Origin of the sequence: Stenotrophomonas sp. (assembly GCF_032056425.1) — a bacterium.
Classification (GTDB): domain Bacteria; phylum Pseudomonadota; class Gammaproteobacteria; order Xanthomonadales; family Xanthomonadaceae; genus Stenotrophomonas.
Genome location: NZ_DAMBCN010000008.1, coordinates 1 through 18,608, shown reverse-complemented (window position 1 = coordinate 18,608; position 18,608 = coordinate 1). Strand labels below are relative to the sequence as shown.

Sequence of the window (18,608 nt, the reverse complement as noted above, 5' to 3'; positions counted from 1 at the left end):
TTGGAGCACTCATGCGTATTGGCGAACTGGCCCAGGCCTGCGGGCTGTCCCGCGAAGCACTGCGCTTCTACGAGAAGCAGGGCCTGATCGGCGCACGTCGGCTGGGCAATGGCTATCGCGACTACCCGCCGGAAACCGCCATGCTGGTGCACTACATCCGCACCGCACAGCAACTGGGTTTCACCCTGGCCGAAATCGGCCAACGCCTGCCCGCGCTGTGGCAGCAGGACGATGCCGGTGCACTGCTGGCCATGGCCCTGCAGCAGAAGCTGGCCGACATCGACGCGCGCATCCACGCACTGAGCGCGCTGCGCGATGACCTGGCCAGCCGCCTGGCCAGCGCCTGCCCGTTGCAGCCCGCCGACCCAAACTGAGGCGCCGGCCATCGCAACGTGAACGCTACTGGAAGCGTTCATGTTGGCGACGTCAAGGCAGCGTGAGGGCGGGCCGATAAGGTCGCACCCCCCCCACGTTTTTGGATGCATCGATGAACTATTTGAGGAACGTCAGGGTTGCCTGGCGTCTCGGCCTTGGCTTTGGCCTGCTGTTGCTGCTGGTTGCCGCCGTGGTCGCCACCGGTGCCACCGCCACGACCGTGCAGAAGCGCGCCATGCAGCAGGTCGTGGACGTGAGCGTGGCCAAGGTCCGTCTGCTGTCGGAAATGCTGGACGCCAACAACCAGATGATGGTCGTGCGCCGCGAGATGCTGATCCGCCAGGGCGATGCGCGCGAGGCCGACGAGCAGCGCATTGCCGATCTGGTCAAGCGCTACGAAACCAGTTGGACCAGCTACCAGGCTCTGCCGGGTGACGCCGACGGCAAGGCGATCGGCGAGGCCATCGCGGCCAAGCGCGCCATTGCACGCCCGCTCAACAAGCAGACCAGCGAACTGATGTCGCAGGGCGATTTTCCCGGCGCGGTGGCGCTTACCCTGGGCCCGGTGCAGGAAGCCGCCAATGGCTGGAACAAGGCCCTGGCCGATGGCGTGGCCTACGAGGAGAAGGAAAGCCGCGCAGCGGCCGCCGAAGCCATCCGCCTGGGCGAACGCAGCCTGCTGCAGCTGCTGGTGCTGGGCGGCGTTGCGCTGCTGGTCGGCATCACCGCCTCGGTGATGATCGGTCGCAGCATGACCGCGCCGCTGGCGCGTGCCGTGCAGTTGGCCCAGCGCCTGTCCAAGGGTGAACTGGACCAGGAGTTCAGCCTGGGCGGCCGCGATGAGCTGACCCAGTTGGGCGACGCCATGGCCAGCGTGCGGCAGAGCGTGCAGGCCGCCATTGGCGCGCAGCTGCAGATGGCCGAGCAGCACGAGGCCGGCGCGATCCGTTACCGCATGGATGCCAGCGCCTTCCCCGGCGACTTCGGCCGCATGGTGCAGGCCACCAATACGCTGGTGGAATCGCACGTGCAGGTGGAACTGCTGATGGCCGAGGTGATGCAGCGCTACGCGATCGGCGATCTCAGCCGTGACCTGCCGCAGTACCCGGGCGAGAAGGGCGAGTTCACCCGCACGCTGGCGGCGGTGAAGCAGAGCCTGATGGCGATCAGCGCACAGATCGACGGCCTGGCCCGCGCGGCCGGTGCCGGCGACTTCAGCGTGCGGGGTGATGCGGCCGCGTTCCAGTACCAGTACCGGGCCATGGTCGAGCATCTGAACGCGATGATGAGCAGTTCGCAGTCCAGCATTTCCGACGTGTCCGACGTGCTGCAGGCCATTGCCCAGGGCGACCTGACCGCGCGCATGGAGGGCCAGTACCAGGGCGTGTTCGCGCGCATGCGCGACGATGCCAACACCACCACCGCGCAGCTGACCGGCATCGTGCGTGGCATCCAGGACGCGGCCGGCAGCATCAACAACGCGGCGCAGGAGCTGGCCGCCGGCAACAGCGATCTGTCGCGCCGTACCGAGCAGCAGGCCGCGAATCTGGAAGAAGCCGCCGCGTCGATGGAAGAACTCACCTCGACCGTGCGCCAGAATGCCGAGCTGGCCCGCCAGGCCGACAGCGAAGCGCACGCGGCCGGTGCCGCAGTACGTGCGACCGAGCAGGCCATGGCGCAGATGGCCACGGTGATGGGCGAGATCGACCAGTCCTCGGCGCGTATCTCGGAAATCTCCGCCACCATCGATGGCATTGCGTTCCAGACCAACATCCTGGCGCTGAATGCCGCCGTGGAAGCGGCGCGTGCCGGCGAGCAGGGACGCGGCTTTGCCGTGGTGGCCAGTGAAGTGCGCACGCTGGCCCAGCGGGCCGGCGTTGCGGCCAAGGAGATCAAGGAACTGATCGACGATTCGGCGGCCAAGGTGCGCAGCGGCCTGGATGTAACGGTGGAATCGCAGGCGGCCATCGCGCGCCTGGCCCAGGCCAGCGCACGCACCAACCAGCTGATGAGCGATATCGCCGCGGCCAGCAAGGAACAGGCGGCCGGCATCGAGCAGGTCAACCAGGTGGTGGTGCAGATGGATCAGGTGACCCAGCAGAACGCGGCATTGGTGGAAGAAGCCACCGCGGCCAGCCGCGCGCTGGAAGAACAGGCCGAAGCGCTGGCCACGTCGGTGGCGGTGTTCCAGCTGGAGCAGGGCAGTGCTGCCCGCGCCACGGTGGCGCGGGCGGCCTGACCGGCCGCCACCGGTAGCGTCGAGCTTGCTCGACTGTCTTTGCACGTAGATCAAGAGCAGTCGAGCGAGCTCGACTCTACCTGGCCCCGGCTTGGAGCAGTCGAGCGAGCTCAACTCTACCTGGACCCCGGATCAACGCAGCTCGTAGCTGGCCTGCAGGGGCAGGCTGACCCCACGCAGGGTATCGCGGGCCACCACGTACACGGTCCAGGTGCCCTTGGGAGCATCGGCCTGCGCGGTGAACTCGATGCGCAGGTTGGTCAGAAACACCTGGTGGGCCGGACCGTTGAGGGCAGCGTTGACGCAGGGCAGATCCTTCTGCTCGGTTGCCACGCTGCCATCGGGCAGGGTCAGGCGGACATCGCATTGCACATGCGCCACTCCGTTGGCGTCCAGCTTCGGGTTGGAAACGAACGCGAGAATGCTGACCTGGTCGCCTGCATGCACCTCGCTGGCGACGGTGAACTGCGGCGTGGTTTCGGCTGGCGTCTGCCATTTGGCCAGCCAGTCGCGGTCGGTGGTCACCAGCAGCGATGCGCCGAAACCATCCCGGGCCTTCATCGATTCGGTCTGCGCCACGGGACGCCCGTCGGGGTGGACCCAATCGCCGGCGGCCGTTGCGCTCAGCGGCAGCAGCAGGGCCAGCAGGGCCAGAGTGCGTGTCCTTCGCATGGTCGTCTTCCAGAAGTGCCACTTTCTGCGGCGAGGGCCCGAGTATGGCCCAGCAGACCGGACAATGGCAGCGGCCCCAGGCGGGCCATTGGCCGCCCGCGGCCCTACCGTCGGCCGCCGAATTAGGCGATGCTCGCTGCAAACGGGGAGGGGGCATGGACAGCAACGAAACCGAAGGGGCCTATGGCGATGTGCCACGGATGCAGGGCGTTGACGTCGTTGCCGTGGCGGTACCGGAGCCGCCGACCGACTGGTCGATGCTGCCGCTGACCCGCGGCGACGATGATTCGCTGGTGATGCGGGCCGTGCGGCGCATGCGCCGTGAACCGGCGCTGTTGTTCACGGGGGCCTACCTGCTGGTGTCGCTGCTGGGCCTGTGGTGCAGCTTCTGGTTCTACCAGGGCTTCGAGCTCTCGATCCTGGACTACATGCAGCCCAGCGACTTCCTGGTGGCCGGCATGCGAGATCCCGCCTACGTGCTGTTGTTGTTGCTGGGCGTGCTGCTGGTGCTGTTGGTCAGCTGGCCCGATACCCTGCGCGCGCGCAACGCGGCCAAACTGCAGACGCTGCGCCAGCGCAGCGTGCTCTGGCGGGTGGTGCTGTCGCGCTCGGTGCTGACCAGCTGGGACGGGCTGGGACTGCGTGCGCTCACCGCGATGACCTTGGCCGTGGCGGCGTTCATGGCCATCGGCGCAGCGAACTATGTGATGGTGCGCGGCGAACAGATCCGTAACCACGGGCGCGGTGAAGTCGTGCAGCTGCAGCTCAATGGCGATGCGGCGCCGCTGCCGGGCACGGCGCGTCTGCTCGGTTCCAGCAGCGCGTTCCTGTTCGTCTGGTGGCCGCAGCAGCGGCGCGCCGAGGCGATTCCGATCGCCGCCGTGCGCAAACTGCAGGCGCTGCCGGTGGCGGTGCGTACCTCGTCGCCGCCTTCACCTGCGCCGGGGGTGCCGCGTTGACCGGCGCGGTGCCGCCCTGCCTGGTGATGCTGCCGGGGCTGGATGGCACCGGCTACTTGTCTGTCGCGTTCCTGGCCGCCGTGCACAGCCACGGTGTACCCACGCGGGCACTGGCGCTGCCCGCCACCGGTGCACAGGACTACGCCAGCCTGCTGCGCACCGTGCGTCCGCAGTTGCCCAGCCAGCCGTTCGTGCTGCTCGGCGAATCCTTCGCCGGCCCGCTGGCCATGCAGCTGGCCGCCGAGGCACCGCCGGCCCTGCGCGGGCTGGTGTTGTGCAATACATTCGCGCGCCGCCCATTGCCGGTCCCGTCCGCCGGCGCCGCACTGCTGGCGCCGGCGTGGCCGCTGCCGGCGTGGCCACTGCCCCCGTTGCCGCTGCTGTCGGGTCTGCTGCTGGGACGCTGGCGCAGCCGACAGACCCTGCGTGACCTGCGCCTGGCGCTGGCGCAGGTGCCGGCTTCGACATTGCGCCAGCGTGCTGCGGCCACGTTGCGCGTGGATGCACGCGACGTGCTGCCGCGCATCACGGTGCCCGCGCTGTGCCTGCAGGCCCGGCAGGATCGCCTGTTGTGGCCGCCCAGCGTCGGCGAGCTGCAGGCGCTGCTGCCCGATGCACGGCACGTGGCGCTGGCCGGCCCGCACCTGCTGCTGCAGGCGCGGGCCGACGCGGCGGCCACGGTGGTGGCCCATTGGCTGAAGGGCCTGCCGGGCTGAAGCGCGCTTGCTAGCGGTGGTCCTTACGACCGCTGCCACTGCGCTTGCCACCTCCGTCGTGTTTGTTCACGGTGGCCCAGGCAATGCGTTCGGCCGTGCGTTTGCTGGCGCCACGCTCGCGTTCGCTTTCCTCGATGTGTTCGGCCTGGCGCTTCTGCTTGTCGGTGTAGGCGGATTTGTCACCACGGGTCATGTCGCTTCTCCGTTGGGGAATGATCAGGCCAACAGGCGCAGCTTGGGTTCGCGTGCCCATTGGCGGGTGGCCGCGGCAGCGAGGAAATCCTTTGCATCCTCGGCCTCGACGATGCCGGCATCGTTGCCCACGCGCGCAGCCTTCAACAGCGCCTGGCCGCCCGTATCGCTGGCAATCGCCTTCAGATGGGCCCAGGCATGGCTGACGAACTCGACCGCCGCCGCCTCCTTGGCCAAGGCTTTACCGGCTTCTGCACTGAGCACCAGGGCCACGGCGTCGAACACGGCCGATGGCGTGCCAGCCAGCTGGCCATCGGCGGCCTGCCGCTTGCCGTCACTGAGCGTGGCACCGCCCACCTTCGGCGCAACCAGCTTCACGTCGGCACCGGCCTTCTGCGCGGCCTTGCGCAGGCTGGCGATCACTCCCGCGTCGGAGCCCTCGTCGAACAGGATGCCGATGCAGCGTCCCTGCAGCGTGTCTTTTGTGCGGCCAATGATGCGCACCTCGGGAACGGCGGGCATGTCCTGTGCAGGCGTTGCGGTCGGCGCGGGGGCGGGCAGTTCGGCCAACGCCAAGCCGTCGGCCACGCGCCTGGCCAGTGATTCGTCGATATTGCGCAGATGACTGACGGTACGCACCCGCACCTTCAGCGTTTCCACCTTCGACAACTCGAACACCAGGGCCGATGCCAGATGGGCCTGCTCGGGCTTTTCCAGGCTGCGGAAGAACGCACGGGCCTGGCTGTAGTGATCGGCGAAGCTTTCCGCGCGGGTGCGCCCCTTGCGCCCGTCGTCAGCCGTGGCGTGGCTGCGGAAGCCGGCCTGCGTCTCGCGCGGGCTGTCCTCTTCCAGCGAACTGGGGTCATACGCCACGCGGCCCTTGGGCACCTGCATCTGCATGTGCCCATCGCGCTGGTGGTTGGCGAAGGGGCACTTGGGCGCATTCACCGGAATCTGATGGAAGTTCGGGCCGCCCAGCCGGATCAGCTGCGTATCCAGATACGAGAACAGGCGCCCCTGCAGCAGCGGGTCGTTGCTGAAGTCGATGCCCGGCGGCACGTTGGCCGGGCAGAACGCCACCTGCTCGGTCTCGGCGAAGAAATTGTCCGGCCAGCGATCCAGCACCATCTTGCCGATTATCTGCAGCGGCACCAGCGATTCGGGGATGATCTTGGTCGGGTCGAGGTGGTCGAACGGGAACGCCTCGGCGTCTTCCTCGGTGAACAGCTGCACGGCCAGCTCCCATTCGGGGAAATCACCGCGCTGGATAGCCTCGAACAGGTCGCGGCGATGGAAGTCATTGTCGGCGGCCTGCAGTTTCAGCGCTTCATCCCACACGGTGGACTGGATGCCCAGCTTCGGCCGCCAATGGAATTTGACGAAGGTGGACTCGCCGGCCTCGTTCAACAGGCGGAAGCTGTGCACGCCGAAGCCCTCGATCATGCGCAGCGAACGCGGAATGCCACGGTCGCTCATCGCCCACATGATCATGTGCATCGATTCGGGCATCAGCGAAATGAAATCCCAGAACGTGTCATGCGCGCTGGCGGCCTGCGGGAACGCACGGTCCGGCTCCATCTTCACCGCATGTACCAGGTCCGGGAACTTCATCGCATCCTGGATGAAGAACACCGGGATGTTGTTGCCGACCAGGTCCCAGTTTCCTTCCGGCGTGTAGAACTTCACCGCGAAGCCACGCACGTCGCGCGGGGTATCGACCGAACCGGCACCGCCGGCCACAGTGGAAAAGCGGGTGAACACCGGCGTCTTCGTGCCGACCTCAGTCAGCACGCGGGCGCGGGTGTACTTCGCCAGCGACGCGGTCAATTCGAAATAGCCATGCGCGGCGCTGCCGCGTGCGTGCACGATGCGCTCGGGAATGCGCTCATGGTCGAAGTGGGTGATCTTCTCGCGGAGGATGAAATCCTCCAGCAGGGTCGGACCGCGCGGGCCCTGGCGCAGCGAGTTCTGGTTGTCGGCCACCGGGATGCCCTGGGCGGTGGTCATGGGCGGGTGCGTGCCAGCGGCCTGCAGGTGCAGTTCATCACCGCCACCGCACTGCGGGTTCCGGGTGTCGCGGGCTTTCTGGGACGGGGTGGTTGCGCGCTTGCCGGTCGGCTTGCTGGCGGCCATCGGGAAGTTCTCCAGGGTATGAGGGGGCAGACCCTGACAGTCGCCCCCGGGCTGTTAACCCAGGGTCCGCCGCGGGTGAACGTACGGGCAAAACGCGGCTCGGGTATGCTTGCCGCATGCGAGTCGAGCCCACCGACATCGAAGCCCTGTTCGACGCCATTCCGGACGTGCTGTTCTTCATGAAGGACCGGCAGGGGCGCTATACCCACGTCAACCAGACCATGCTGCGGCGGCTGGGACTGCGTGCGCGCAAGGATGTGATCGGGCGCACCGCCGCTGAGATCTATCCCACCGGCCTGAGCGCCGATTACGTGGACCAGGACGCGCGCGTGCTGGGCGGCGAGGTGATCGAGAACCTGATGGAGCTGCACCTGTTCGCCAACCGCGAGCCGGGCTGGTGCCTGACCTGCAAGCGGCCGCTGCTGGTGGACGGGCAGATCCAAGGCCTGATCGGCATTTCCCGCGACCTGGGGCAGAAGGACAGCCTGGGTGCCCAGTACGAACAGCTGCGGCTGGCGCTGGCCCATCTGAACGCGCATTACGCTGAGAACGTGCGCATGCAGACCCTGCTGGACATTACCGGCTTCTCGCTGTCCAAGCTGGAGCGCAGCTTCCGCAAGGTGTTCCAGATGACCCCGCAGCAGGTGCTGACCCGCCTGCGCATCCAGATGGCCATGCATCTGCTGCACGGGCAGGACAGCATCGCCTGCATCGGCCAGGCCTGTGGTTTCAGCGACCAGAGCGCCTTCACCCGCAAATTCAAGGCGGAAACCGGTTTTTCGCCACGCGCCTACCGCGCCCGCATCGGCGAACCGCTGCCGGCCTGAGCGCCCTGCTGCACTGTGCCTATCCCGGCGGGTAGGCGACAATGTAAGGTGTCGCCCCTGTAGCCGCCGCCAGCCCTGCCGATGCCCGCCAACCCTTCTTCGACCGCTTCGAACTCGCGCCTGGGCCATTCGCTCAAGCCGCGCCAGCTGATCATGATGGGGCTGGGCAGCGCGATCGGCGCCGGTCTGTTCCTGGGCTCCGGTGTCGGCGTGCAGGCGGCCGGACCGGCGGTGCTGGTGTCCTACCTGGTGGCCGGTGCGCTGGTGATCATCGTGATGAACGCACTGGGCGAGATGGCGGCGGCCAAGCCGACCAGCGGTGCGTTCTCGGTGTATGCCGCCGATGCGATGGGGGCCACCGCCGGTGCCACCGTAGGCTGGCTGTGGTGGGTGCAGCTGGTGATCGTGATCGCCGCCGAGGCGGTGGGCGCGGCCGGCCTGCTGGCCACCGTCTGGCCGGTCATTCCCGTGCCGATGGCCGCACTGGCCTTCATGTTGTTCTTCACCGCCATCAACCTGCTGGGGGTGAAGAACTTCGGCGAGTTCGAGTTCTGGTTCGCCATCCTGAAGGTCGCCGCGATCTTGGCCTTCATCGCCATCGGCATTGCCCTGCTGATGGGCTGGCTGCCGCAGGTTGCTTCGCCGGGGCTGAGCAACTTCACCGAGCACGGTGGCTTCGCGCCCAAGGGCCTGGCCGGCATTGGTGCGGCCCTGCTGGTGGTGGTGTTCGCCTTTGGCGGCACCGAGATCGTGGCCGTGGCCGCGGCGGAAACCGAAGACCCCGAGCGCAGCATCGCGCGCGCCATCCGTACCGTGGCCTGGCGCATCCTGGTGTTCTACATCGGTTCGCTAAGCGTCATCATCGCGGTGGTGCCGTGGACCAGCGAGGCGCTGAAATCGCCCTTCGCGGCTGTGCTGCAGGTGGCCAACATTCCCGGCGCGGCCACGGCCATCACCCTGATCGCGGTGATCGCCCTGCTGTCGGCGCTCAACGCCAACCTGTACGGTGCCTCGCGCATGATCTTCTCGCTGGCCCAGCGCCGCGAAGCGCCCGCCGTGCTGGGTTGGACCGACCCGCGCCAGGTACCGGTGATTGCCGTGCTGGCCAGCGTGCTGTTCGGCTTCGCCGCCACCATCATGGAACTGCTGTTCCCTGACAAGGTGCTGCCGGTGCTGCTGAACATCGTCGGCTCCACCTGCCTGCTGGTGTGGACGCTGTCGCTGGTCTCGCAGCTGGTGCTGCGCCGCCGCGCCGACCGCCTGGGTACGCGCCTGCCGTTCCGCATGGCTGGCTTCCCGTGGCTGACGGTGTGCGCGCTGGGCATCCTGGCGCTGATCTTCGGGCTGCTGCTCAGTGAAGCGCAGACCCGTCTGCAGTTCCTGTCGATGGTGGCGCTGACGGTGACCATCGCCGCCGGCAGCGCGATCGCACGGCGCCTGCGGCAGGCCTGATCGCCGCGTTCGGATGGATGCCGCCGGGCGTGGCCCGGCGCTGTCGATACATGGTGCCTACATCGGCAGTGTCATCCTGATCGCCTGGGCCCTGCGTGGCCCGTCGAACAGGAGTACCGCATGCTGCGCAGTCGCCCGTTCCTGATGTTCACCGGCCAGGCTGAGGCCGCCATGGCGCTGTACGCCGACGCCTTCGCCGATTTCCGCCTGCTTGCCCTGCAACACCACCCCGAAGGTGCCGGTGCCGGCGTGCCCGGTCAGGTACGCCAGGCCATCTTCCTGCTGGGGGGTACGCACTACCTGTGCTTCGACAGCCTGGACGTTCACGAGTTCACCTTCAGCCCCTCTATCTCCCTGTTCGTGGAGTGTTCCGGGGCCGAGCAGTTTGAGCGCGCGGCACGCGTGCTGGGCGAGGGCGGGCACTGGCTGATGCCGGTGGGTGACTACGATTTCAGCAACCGCTATGGCTGGGTGCAGGACCGCTTCGGTGTGTCCTGGCAGTTGAGCCTGGGACAGATGCCGGACCCGTGATCGGTTCAGCCGCTGCGCTCGCCGGGCATGGCCCGGCGCTGCCGTAAACGAGAACGGCCCGCTTGCGCGGGCCGTTTGTCGATCATGCCTCGACTTCGTCGTCCTTGTAGGCATCGACCGGGATGCAGGCGCACATCACGTTCTTGTCGCCGTACACGTTGTCCACGCGTGCCACCGGCGGCCAGTACTTCTGCAGCTTCAGGCTGGGCAGCGGGAACGCCGCCAGCTCGCGCGGGTAGGCGTGGGTCCACTCGCTGGCGGTGACCGCGGTGGCGGTGTGCGGGGCGTTCTTCAGCGGGTTGTCCTCGCGGTCCAGGCGGCCGTCTTCGATCGCGCGGATTTCCTCGCGGATCTGGATCATCGCGTCGATGAAGCGATCCAGCTCATGCAGCGATTCGCTTTCGGTCGGTTCGACCATCAGCGTGCCGGCCACCGGGAAGCTCAGGGTGGGGGCATGGAAGCCGAAGTCGATCAGGCGCTTGGCCACGTCCTCGGCACCCACGCCGCTGGTCTTTTCCAGCGGACGCACGTCCAGGATGCACTCGTGCGCCACCAGACCATTGCGGCCGGTGTACAGGGTCTTGAAGTGCGGGGCCAGGCGCTTGGCGATGTAGTTGGCGTTGAGCTGGGCGACCTGGGTGGCCTTGCGCAGGCCTTCGGTACCCATCATGGCGATGTACATCCAGCTGATCGGCAGGATCGAGGCGCTGCCGAAGCTGGCCGCGCTGACCATGCCAACCGGGCCGTTGTCGCCCAGCTTGCCCGGCAGGAACGGGGCCAGGTGTTCCTTCACCGCACACGGGCCGACGCCCGGGCCGCCGCCGCCGTGCGGAATGCAGAAGGTCTTGTGCAGGTTCAGGTGGGACACGTCCGAACCCCACTTGCCCGGCTTGGCCACGCCCACCAGGGCGTTCATGTTGGCGCCATCGGTGTACACCTGGCCGCCGTGCTGGTGGATGATCTCGCAGATCTCGACCACTTCCTCCTCGAACACGCCGTGCGTGGACGGGTAGGTGATCATGATCGCGGCCAGGCGGTCGCTGTACTTCTCGGCATTGACGCGGATGTCTTCGACATCGACGTTGCCGTTGGCATCGGTCTTGGTGACCACCACCTTCATGCCGCACATCTGCGCCGAGGCCGGGTTGGTGCCGTGCGCAGAATCCGGAATCAGGCAGATGTCGCGGTGGCCTTCGCCGCGCGAGCGGTGGTAGGCGCGGATCGCCAGCAGGCCGGCGTACTCACCCTGTGCACCGGAGTTCGGCTGCAGGCTGACGGCATCGTAGCCGGTGCATTCCACCAGCATCGCTTCCAGCGATTCGATCAGTTCCTTGTAGCCCAGCGCCTGGTCGGCCGGCACCAGCGGATGGATCTGTGAGAACTCCGGCCAGGTGACCGGGATCATCTCGGCGGTGGCATTGAGCTTCATGGTGCACGAGCCCAGCGGGATCATCGTGCGGTCCATCGCCAGGTCCTTGTCGGCCAGCGAACGCAGGTAGCGCAGCAGCTCGTGCTCGCTGTGGTGGGTGTTGAACACCGGGTGCGTCAGGAACGCGGACTGGCGCAGCAGGCCGGCCGGCAGCGCATCGGCGGTGCTGGCATCGAGCGCCTCCACATCGGCCTGCGCACCGAACACGGTGGCCAGGGCCACGATATCGGCGCGGGTGGTGGTCTCGTCCAGGCTGATGCCCACCGAGTCGCTGTCGATCGCGCGCAGGTTGTAGCCGGCGGCGCGCGCCTTGGCGTGGATCTCATCGGCGTGCACGCCGGTGATGTGCAGGGTGTCGAAGAAGTCGCCACCGACCTGCACGCCGGCCGTGCGCAGCGCTGCGGCCAGGATCGAGGCCAGGCGGTGGGTGCGGCGGGCGATGCGGGTCAGGCCGTCCGGGCCGTGGTAGACGGCGTACATGGACGCCATCACCGCCAGCAGCACCTGCGCGGTGCAGATGTTGGAGGTGGCCTTCTCGCGGCGGATGTGCTGTTCGCGGGTCTGCAGGGTCAGGCGGTAGGCCGGGTTGCCCTGCGCATCGATGGACACGCCGATCAGGCGGCCCGGCATTGAGCGCTTGTAGGCATCGCGGCAGGCCATGAAGGCCGCATGCGGGCCACCGAAGCCGAACGGCACGCCGAAGCGCTGGCTGTTGCCGACCACGATGTCCGCGCCCCATTCGCCGGGGGCGGCCAGCAGGGTCAGCGCCAGCAGGTCGGTGGCCACGGCCACCAGGCCGCCGCGTGCGTGCACGGCGTCCACCAGCCCCTTGTAGTCGCCCACCTGGCCGAAGGTGTCCGGGTACTGCAGCAGCAGGCCGAAGGCTTCGGCTTCCAGCGCTTCGGCCGGGGTGCCCACGCGCAGCACGATGCCCATCGGCTCGGCGCGCGTGCGCAGCAGTTCCAGGGTCTGCGGGTGCACGGCGTCGTGCACGAAGAAGGTGTCCGACTTCGACTTGGCCGAACGCTTGGCCAGGGTCATCGCTTCGGCGGCGGCGGTGGCTTCGTCCAGCAGCGAGGCGTTGGCGATTTCCATGCCGGTCAGGTCGGCGCACAGCGTCTGGAAGTTGATCAGCGCTTCCATGCGGCCCTGCGAGATTTCCGCCTGGTACGGGGTGTAGGCGGTGTACCAGGCCGGGTTTTCCAGGATGTTGCGCAGGATCACGTTCGGCGTGAGGGTGCCGTAGTAGCCCTGGCCGATGAAGCTGCGCAGCACGGTGTTCTTGTCGGCGATCGCGCGGATCTTGGCCAGTGCCTGCACTTCGGTGATCGATTCGGGCAGCGCCAGCGGCGCGGGCGACTTGATCTTCGCCGGCACGATGGCGTCGGTCATCGCATCCAGCGTGGGGTGGCCGACCACGTCGAGCATCTGCGCGATCTCGGCGTCGTTGGGGCCGATGTGGCGTTCCACGAACGCGCTGTGGTGCTCGAGCTCACGCAGGGAGGGGGTGTTCTGGGACATGGCGAAGGATCCGTCAGGGAAGGGCACACGCACGGGCACAAGCCGCCGGTCGGCGGTCTGCGGGGCGCCCCTCTGTCCTTTTGCCTGAGAGTTTAGAAGCGCGGAAAACCGCAGCTTCGTGCCCCTTCGGCGCCGGATCGAACCGGTCTCTCCAGAGTTGTGTTACGGGTGGTATCGGGCCTGAGCGATTACGGGCGTTGCGCCTTCGGCAGCGGTGTTCCGCTTCTCCCACCGTGTTGCCCGCCGATTATAGCCGGTTGCCGGGCGGGCGCAGCGGGTCGCTGCCCCGTTGATGGGGCTGAATGGAGGATGGCCCGGGCGGTCCGGGTGTACGTTCATCCATGGTATCGGCGGCCCCAGGCGCCTATCATGGGCGGACTCTCGTATTCATCTGGCGCCGTCCCTGCCACAGGGGATCGGCGCCCGCCGTGCATCCCGCGCACGGCCCTGCCGGACGCCCGCCGATGACCGCCGCCGTTGCACCCTCCACCCGTCGCATGGCCCTGCTGCTGGCCGGCCTGGCCATGTTCGGGCCGTTCTCCATCGACACCATCTTCCCGGCCTTCCCGCAGCTGGCCCAGCGCCTGGCCGTGGATGAAGTGGCGGTGCAGCAGACCATCAGCGTGTACCTGCTGTTCTACGGCCTGATGAGCCTGGCCCACGGCCCGCTGTCCGACGCCTGGGGGCGCAAGCGGGTGATCCTGGGCGGGCTGGTGGTGTTCGTCGGCGCCTCGGTGGGCTGTGCGCTGTCCACCGACCTGAGCACGTTGCTGGTGTTCCGCGCCGTGCAGGGCCTGTCGGCCGGCGTGGGCATGATCGTCGGTCGCGCGGTCATCCGCGATCTGTACCACGGCCATGACGCGCAGCGGTTGATGAGCCAGGTGTCCATGCTGTTCGGCATCGCTCCGGCCATCGCGCCGATCATCGGTGGCTGGATCCTGCTCAGCGGCGCCGGCTGGCCGCTGATCTTCTGGTTCCTGGTGGTGTTCTCGCTGCTGTTGCTGGTGGCCACCGCCCGTTTCCTGCCCGAAACCCACCCGGTGGACGCGCGCGTGCCGCTGTCGCCGCGCGGCCTGCTGCGCGACTACGTGCGCATCGGCTTCAACCCGCGCTTCCTGCGCCTGGCACTGGCCGGCAGCATCAACTTCGGCGGCATTTTCCTCTATATCGCCTCGGCGCCGGTGTTCGTGATGCAGCACCTGCACCTGGGCGAAGGCGGCTTTGCCTGGCTGTTCATTCCCACCATCGGCGGCATGACCCTGGGCTCGTTCCTGTCCGGGCGCATGGCCGGGCGCACCCTGCCGACGCGGCAGATCAGCATCGGTTTCACCCTGTGCGCGCTGTCAGCGCTGCTGAACATCGGTTACGTGGCGCTGGCGCCGCAGCTGGCCCTGCCGTGGGCGGTGCTGCCGATCTTCCTGGGCGGCACCGGCATGGCGCTGATCTTCCCGATCCTGGCCCTGGCGGTGCTGGACATGTACCCGCACCAGCGCGGCCTGGCCTCCTCGCTGCAGGCCTTCGTGCAGCTGATGATCAGCACCGTGGTGGCCGGCGTGGTGTCGCCGCTGCTCAGCGCCAGCCCCCTGCACCTGGCGCTGGGCCAGGCCGGGTTCTTCGCCGCCGGTTTCGTGTTCTGGTACTGGGAACACCTGCGCCAGCGCGCGCTGCAGGTGCCGGTGCAGGATCAGACGCCGCTGGCGTGAAGCGGCACTGCGGGCGGGGTGGGTTATTCTTGCGCCCCCTTGCAGTGCGATACGACCCCCATGTCCACCACCTCCAAGACCCGCCGCGACCAGCGTCGCCGCCAGGAAAAGCAGGCTGCCAACAAGGCGGCGGCCACCGCTGCGCCTGTCGAACCGCATGCCGAACTGCGCGATCCGCAGCGGACCCTGCTGGCCGGCATTGTCCGCCGCGATGGCGAATGGGTGCTGGGCATGGATGGCCGCATCGCCGGCCAGACCCACAGCGCCGCGCATGTGCTGGCGATGATCATGCAGGCCGGCGAGCTGCACGAGCGCAATGGCACGCCGGTGCGCCTGATGTACTCCGACACCCTGCGCGATGCGGCGCAGGCCGAAGTGAGCGAGAAGGGGCAGACCTTCGACGAATTCAAGGCCGAGCTGGCCGCGGTGATGGCGGCGAAGAAGGGCTGACGCCTTCCTTGCGTTTGTAGAGTCGAGCCATGCTCGACTGCATTGCGTTCCAGCCGAGCATGGCTCGGCTCTACACGACATGAAAGGGGCGGATCCTCGCGGATCCGCCCCTTCCTGTTTTACTTCGCCGGTGCCGCGCTGGCCTGCCAGCCGCACATCTGGCCCTGGTTCTGCTGCTTCAGCCACTCGTTGACCGGGGTGAAGTACTCGATCATCGGGCCGGCATCGAGCTTGTCACTGCCGGTCAGCTCCTTCAGCGTGGCCTGCCACGGTTGGCTGGCACCCTTGCTCAGCATCGCCCAGTACTTCTGCCCGGCTTCCTTGTTGCCGTAGAAGGTGCACTCGTGCAGCGGGCCCTTGTAGCCGGCCGCATCGCACAGGCCCTTGTAGAACTGGAACTGCAGGATGCGCGCCAGGAAGTAGCGGGTGTACGGGGTGTTGCCCGGCACGTGGTACTTCGCGCCCGGATCGAAGAACTCTTCGCCGCGGGTGCTGGCCGGGGCCACGCCCTGGTACTTGGCCTTCAGGTCCCACCAGGCCTTGTTGTAGTTGTCCGGGGTGATCGAACCGTCGAACACGCCCCAGCGCCAGCGATCGATCATCAGGCCGAACGGCAGGAACGAGACCCCCGACAGCGCCATGCGCATCTGGTTGTTGATGACCGCTTCGCGGCTTTCGGTCGGGGCATCGACCAGGCCGATCGAGCTGAGGTACTTGGGGGTCATCGCCAGCACGATGGTGTCACCGATCGCTTCGTGGAAGCCATCGTTGGCACCGCCCTGGAACAGCGGTGGCAGCGGGTTGTAGGCCAGGTCGTAATAGATGTGGCCCAGCTCGTGGTAGATGGTGGTGAAGTTTTCTTCGTTGGGCTTGATGCACATCTTGGTGCGCACGTCGCCTTCCATGTTCATGTCCCAGGCACTGGCGTGGCAGACCACGTCGCGGTCGTCGGGCTTGATGAACTGGGTCCGCTCCCAGTACGACTGCGGCAGCGAGGGCATGCCCAGCGAGACGTAGAAGTCCTGGGCGCGTTCGGTCATCTGCCGCGCGGTACGCAGCTCGGCCTCACGCTGCGCCTTGTAGCGTGCCGCCACATCGGCGTCCTTGCCGGCCTTGTCCAGCGCCGCGCTCAGGTTGGTCTGGTACTGCTTTTCCAGCGCGGCGGTGATGTCCAGGCTGCCGGCACCGGGGTAGGGCTCCAGCTGGTCCCACAGGTTGGACCAGTCCTGCTGCCACATGTTGCCCAGCAGGTGCGCGGCGATCAGGCCATTGCCCACTTCGGCCTTGTCCTTGCCATAGGTCGTGTCCAGCTTGCCGCGGGTGTAGCAGTGCAGCTGCTCGTACATCGGCTTGACCTGTTCCCACAGGCGGTCGGTTTCCGGGCCGATCTGCTCCGGCGGCATGTCGTAGCCGCTGCGCCACATCTGCCCGGCATCGCTGAAGCCCATGCCCTTGGCGCCTTCGTTCACCAGGCTGACGAACTGCTGGTAGTCACCGCGCATGGCCTTGGTGGTGCTGTGCCATCCCTGCCAGGCGTCCAGCTGCTTGTCGTAGTCGCGGCTACGCGACAGCACCTGTTCCAGGTCGCCCAGCTGGCGGCAGGACGCCGGATCGTTGGCGTCGGTGCAGTACTTGCCGGCGCCATAGCTGCCTTCCATGCGGGTGGCGATCTGGGTCAGCTGGGCCAGCTTGGCGGCATCGCGCGGTGCCGGCATCGACGACATCAGCTTCAGCAGGTGGATGGCGCGCTTGCTGTCCTCGCTCATCGGCTGGCCTTCGAACTTGCCGGCCTGTTCGATCCAGCTGTTGAGCTGGGTCAGCGAGCGTTCGTTGGCCTTGGCGGCGATGCGTTCGGAATCGCTGTTGATGTAGGTGGACGACAGCCACTGCGCCGAGGTCATCTCCGGATAGGCCGCCTTGTATTCGGCATTGATGCGGGCGACGAACTGGTCGGCGGTTTCCCCGGCCGGCGCGCTGGGGGCGGCGGCTTCAGAACCGGGGGTAGCTTCCTTTTTGCAGGCAACCAGGGCCAGCGTGGCGGCGGCGATAGCCGAGGCCAGCAGCAGATGGCGGTGTTTCACGGGTAGTCCTTGGGTGGTGAACGACGGCCGAAGGCTAGAGGGCGGCCGCAGCCACCGCAAGTGGCAAAGGTCGGTGGGGATGGGCAGGGCGGCGCCCTGCACCCGCTCAATGCAACGTCAACGTCAAAAGCTGGGTATCCGTGGGGTGGCGGGGCGGTGTCGGAGTGCGGACACCCCGCACTCCGACACCGCCCCGCCTCTGACAGTTGGCCGGCGGCCAGTAGATCCACGCCATTCGTGGATGAATCTCTCGGATATCGAACTAAATCTGGGGTCGGAGCCCGTTGCGCAGCAACGGGATCCGACCCCGTCATTCCGACAGACCGCAGGAGAGTGTCGAAGGCGGGGTGGGTCCGGTTGAGGGGGCGTGAGCCGCATGGATGCGGCGACCGAGCTTACATGGACGTACTTGCAGCGTCCCCCTCAACCGGACCCACCCCGCCAACCCTCAGTACACCCGCTTTTGACGTTGACGTTGACGTAGATTCTGCGGGTGCAGGGCTGCAGGCCCTGCCACAAACACCCCTAGCGTGCGCAGTTGGCGAACAGGTCACGGTCGCGTTCGTACAGCGCCGTCTTCACCTGCATCAACCCCAGCACCGACGGGAACAGGTTGTCGTGGTCGGTATACGCCGCCGAACGCTTGCGCAGGCACTGCAGGTCCAGCCCGCGGCTGCGGGCGAAGCCCGGCGAGAACCACATCGTCATCGGTACCCGGGTCTGCTCGGCCGGGGCAATGGCGTAGGGCACGCCATGCAGGAACAGGCCCTTCTCGCCCAGCGATTCACCGTGGTCGGACAGGTAGATCATCGCCGTGTCGTAATCCTCCAGGCCCTGCAGCGTGCCGATCGTCCTGGCCAGGAAATGATCGGTGTACAGCACCGCATTGTCGTAGCTGTTGGTGATCTGCTCGCGGCTGCACTGGCCAATGTCACGCGTGTCGCAGGTCGGGGTGAAGCGGCGGAAGGCGGCCGGGTAGCGCTCGAAATACGCCGGGCCATGGTTGCCCAGCTGGTGCAGCACGACCACGCGGTCGCCGGGCTTTGCCCGCACCTGCGCAGCGAGGTCCTGCAGCAGGATTTCGTCCATGCAGCGACCATCAGCGCATAACCCTGGCGTGGTCGCATCGGCCAGCGACTGGAAGTCCAGCCCCTCGCACACGCCCTTGCAGCCGGACTGGTTGTCACGCCACAGCGGTGTGATGCCGGCGCGGTTCAGTACGTGCAGCAGCGACTGGTGCGCGCGGATCTTCTTCTCATCGTAATCGTGACGGCCCCAGGGCGAGTACATGCACGGCAGCGAGACTTCGGTGCTGGTGCCGCACGAAT

General features: G+C 67.3%; 14 protein-coding genes, 1 pseudogene and 1 riboswitch. Of the genes and pseudogenes, 9 read left to right on the top strand and 6 right to left on the bottom strand.

The window, feature by feature from the left end:
* Positions 1–11: 11 nt before the first annotated feature.
* On the top strand, positions 12–374 hold the full coding sequence (locus RTY46_RS07600) for a MerR family transcriptional regulator (RefSeq protein WP_312707559.1): 363 nt from the start codon (positions 12–14) through the stop codon (positions 372–374).
* Between the two features lie 113 nt (positions 375–487).
* Positions 488–2,614 (top strand): methyl-accepting chemotaxis protein, encoded by a 2,127-nt coding sequence (locus RTY46_RS07595; RefSeq protein ID WP_312707557.1) that lies wholly within the window; start codon positions 488–490, stop codon positions 2,612–2,614.
* A gap of 132 nt (positions 2,615–2,746) precedes the next feature.
* Here RTY46_RS07595 and RTY46_RS07590 read toward each other — a convergent pair whose 3' ends face one another.
* Positions 2,747–3,286, bottom strand: a complete 540-nt coding sequence (locus RTY46_RS07590) for a hypothetical protein (RefSeq protein ID WP_312707555.1) — start codon at positions 3,284–3,286, stop codon at positions 2,747–2,749.
* Between the two features lie 155 nt (positions 3,287–3,441).
* Between RTY46_RS07590 and RTY46_RS07585 the strand changes: the two genes are divergently transcribed.
* On the top strand, positions 3,442–4,245 hold the full coding sequence (locus tag RTY46_RS07585; protein ID WP_312707553.1) for a hypothetical protein: 804 nt from the start codon (positions 3,442–3,444) through the stop codon (positions 4,243–4,245).
* A gap of 56 nt (positions 4,246–4,301) precedes the next feature.
* Positions 4,302–4,961, top strand: coding sequence for an alpha/beta hydrolase (locus tag RTY46_RS07580; protein ID WP_312707552.1), 660 nt, complete (start codon positions 4,302–4,304; stop codon positions 4,959–4,961).
* 10 nt (positions 4,962–4,971) lie between these two features.
* Here RTY46_RS07580 and RTY46_RS07575 read toward each other — a convergent pair whose 3' ends face one another.
* Together RTY46_RS07575 and RTY46_RS07570 are read right to left on the bottom strand one after the other, a co-directional pair.
* Positions 4,972–5,154: a hypothetical protein gene (locus tag RTY46_RS07575; RefSeq protein ID WP_312707662.1), complete on the bottom strand. Its 183-nt coding sequence runs from the start codon at positions 5,152–5,154 to the stop codon at positions 4,972–4,974.
* Positions 5,155–5,177: 23 nt separating this feature from the next.
* Positions 5,178–7,208 (bottom strand): annotated as a pseudogene (locus tag RTY46_RS07570) (catalase); the annotation flags it as partial.
* Between the two features lie 194 nt (positions 7,209–7,402).
* Between RTY46_RS07570 and RTY46_RS07565 the strand changes: the two are divergent.
* The 3 genes from RTY46_RS07565 to RTY46_RS07555 all read left to right on the top strand — a co-directional run bounded on the left by RTY46_RS07565 (position 7,403) and on the right by RTY46_RS07555 (position 10,096).
* Entirely contained in the window at positions 7,403–8,113 is a 711-nt protein-coding gene (locus RTY46_RS07565) for an AraC family transcriptional regulator (RefSeq protein WP_108750733.1), read from the top strand.
* A gap of 81 nt (positions 8,114–8,194) precedes the next feature.
* Positions 8,195–9,565 (top strand): amino acid permease, encoded by a 1,371-nt coding sequence (locus RTY46_RS07560; RefSeq protein WP_312707551.1) that lies wholly within the window; start codon positions 8,195–8,197, stop codon positions 9,563–9,565.
* A gap of 120 nt (positions 9,566–9,685) precedes the next feature.
* The gene (locus tag RTY46_RS07555) at positions 9,686–10,096 is read left to right on the top strand and encodes a VOC family protein (protein WP_312707549.1); all 411 of its coding nucleotides are present in this window, start codon (positions 9,686–9,688) and stop codon (positions 10,094–10,096) included.
* Between the two features lie 82 nt (positions 10,097–10,178).
* On the opposite strand, the gene gcvP is transcribed toward RTY46_RS07555, so the two are convergent.
* Positions 10,179–13,046, bottom strand: a complete 2,868-nt coding sequence (gene gcvP, locus RTY46_RS07550) for an aminomethyl-transferring glycine dehydrogenase (RefSeq protein ID WP_312707547.1) — start codon at positions 13,044–13,046, stop codon at positions 10,179–10,181.
* Positions 13,047–13,108: 62 nt separating this feature from the next.
* Positions 13,109–13,211: riboswitch (glycine riboswitch) on the bottom strand.
* Between the two features lie 299 nt (positions 13,212–13,510).
* Here gcvP and RTY46_RS07545 point away from each other — a divergent pair.
* On the top strand, positions 13,511–14,749 hold the full coding sequence (locus RTY46_RS07545; RefSeq protein WP_312707545.1) for a multidrug effflux MFS transporter: 1,239 nt from the start codon (positions 13,511–13,513) through the stop codon (positions 14,747–14,749).
* A gap of 60 nt (positions 14,750–14,809) precedes the next feature.
* On the top strand, positions 14,810–15,199 hold the full coding sequence (locus tag RTY46_RS07540; protein ID WP_312707544.1) for a hypothetical protein: 390 nt from the start codon (positions 14,810–14,812) through the stop codon (positions 15,197–15,199).
* A 119-nt stretch (positions 15,200–15,318) separates the two neighbouring features.
* Here the strand turns inward: RTY46_RS07540 and RTY46_RS07535 are convergent, their stop codons facing one another.
* Entirely contained in the window at positions 15,319–17,280 is a 1,962-nt protein-coding gene (locus RTY46_RS07535; RefSeq protein WP_312707543.1) for a M2 family metallopeptidase, read from the bottom strand.
* Between the two features lie 525 nt (positions 17,281–17,805).
* Positions 17,806–18,608 (bottom strand): sulfatase-like hydrolase/transferase (locus RTY46_RS07530; protein ID WP_312707542.1); only part of this gene is annotated, 803 nt, incomplete at its 5' end.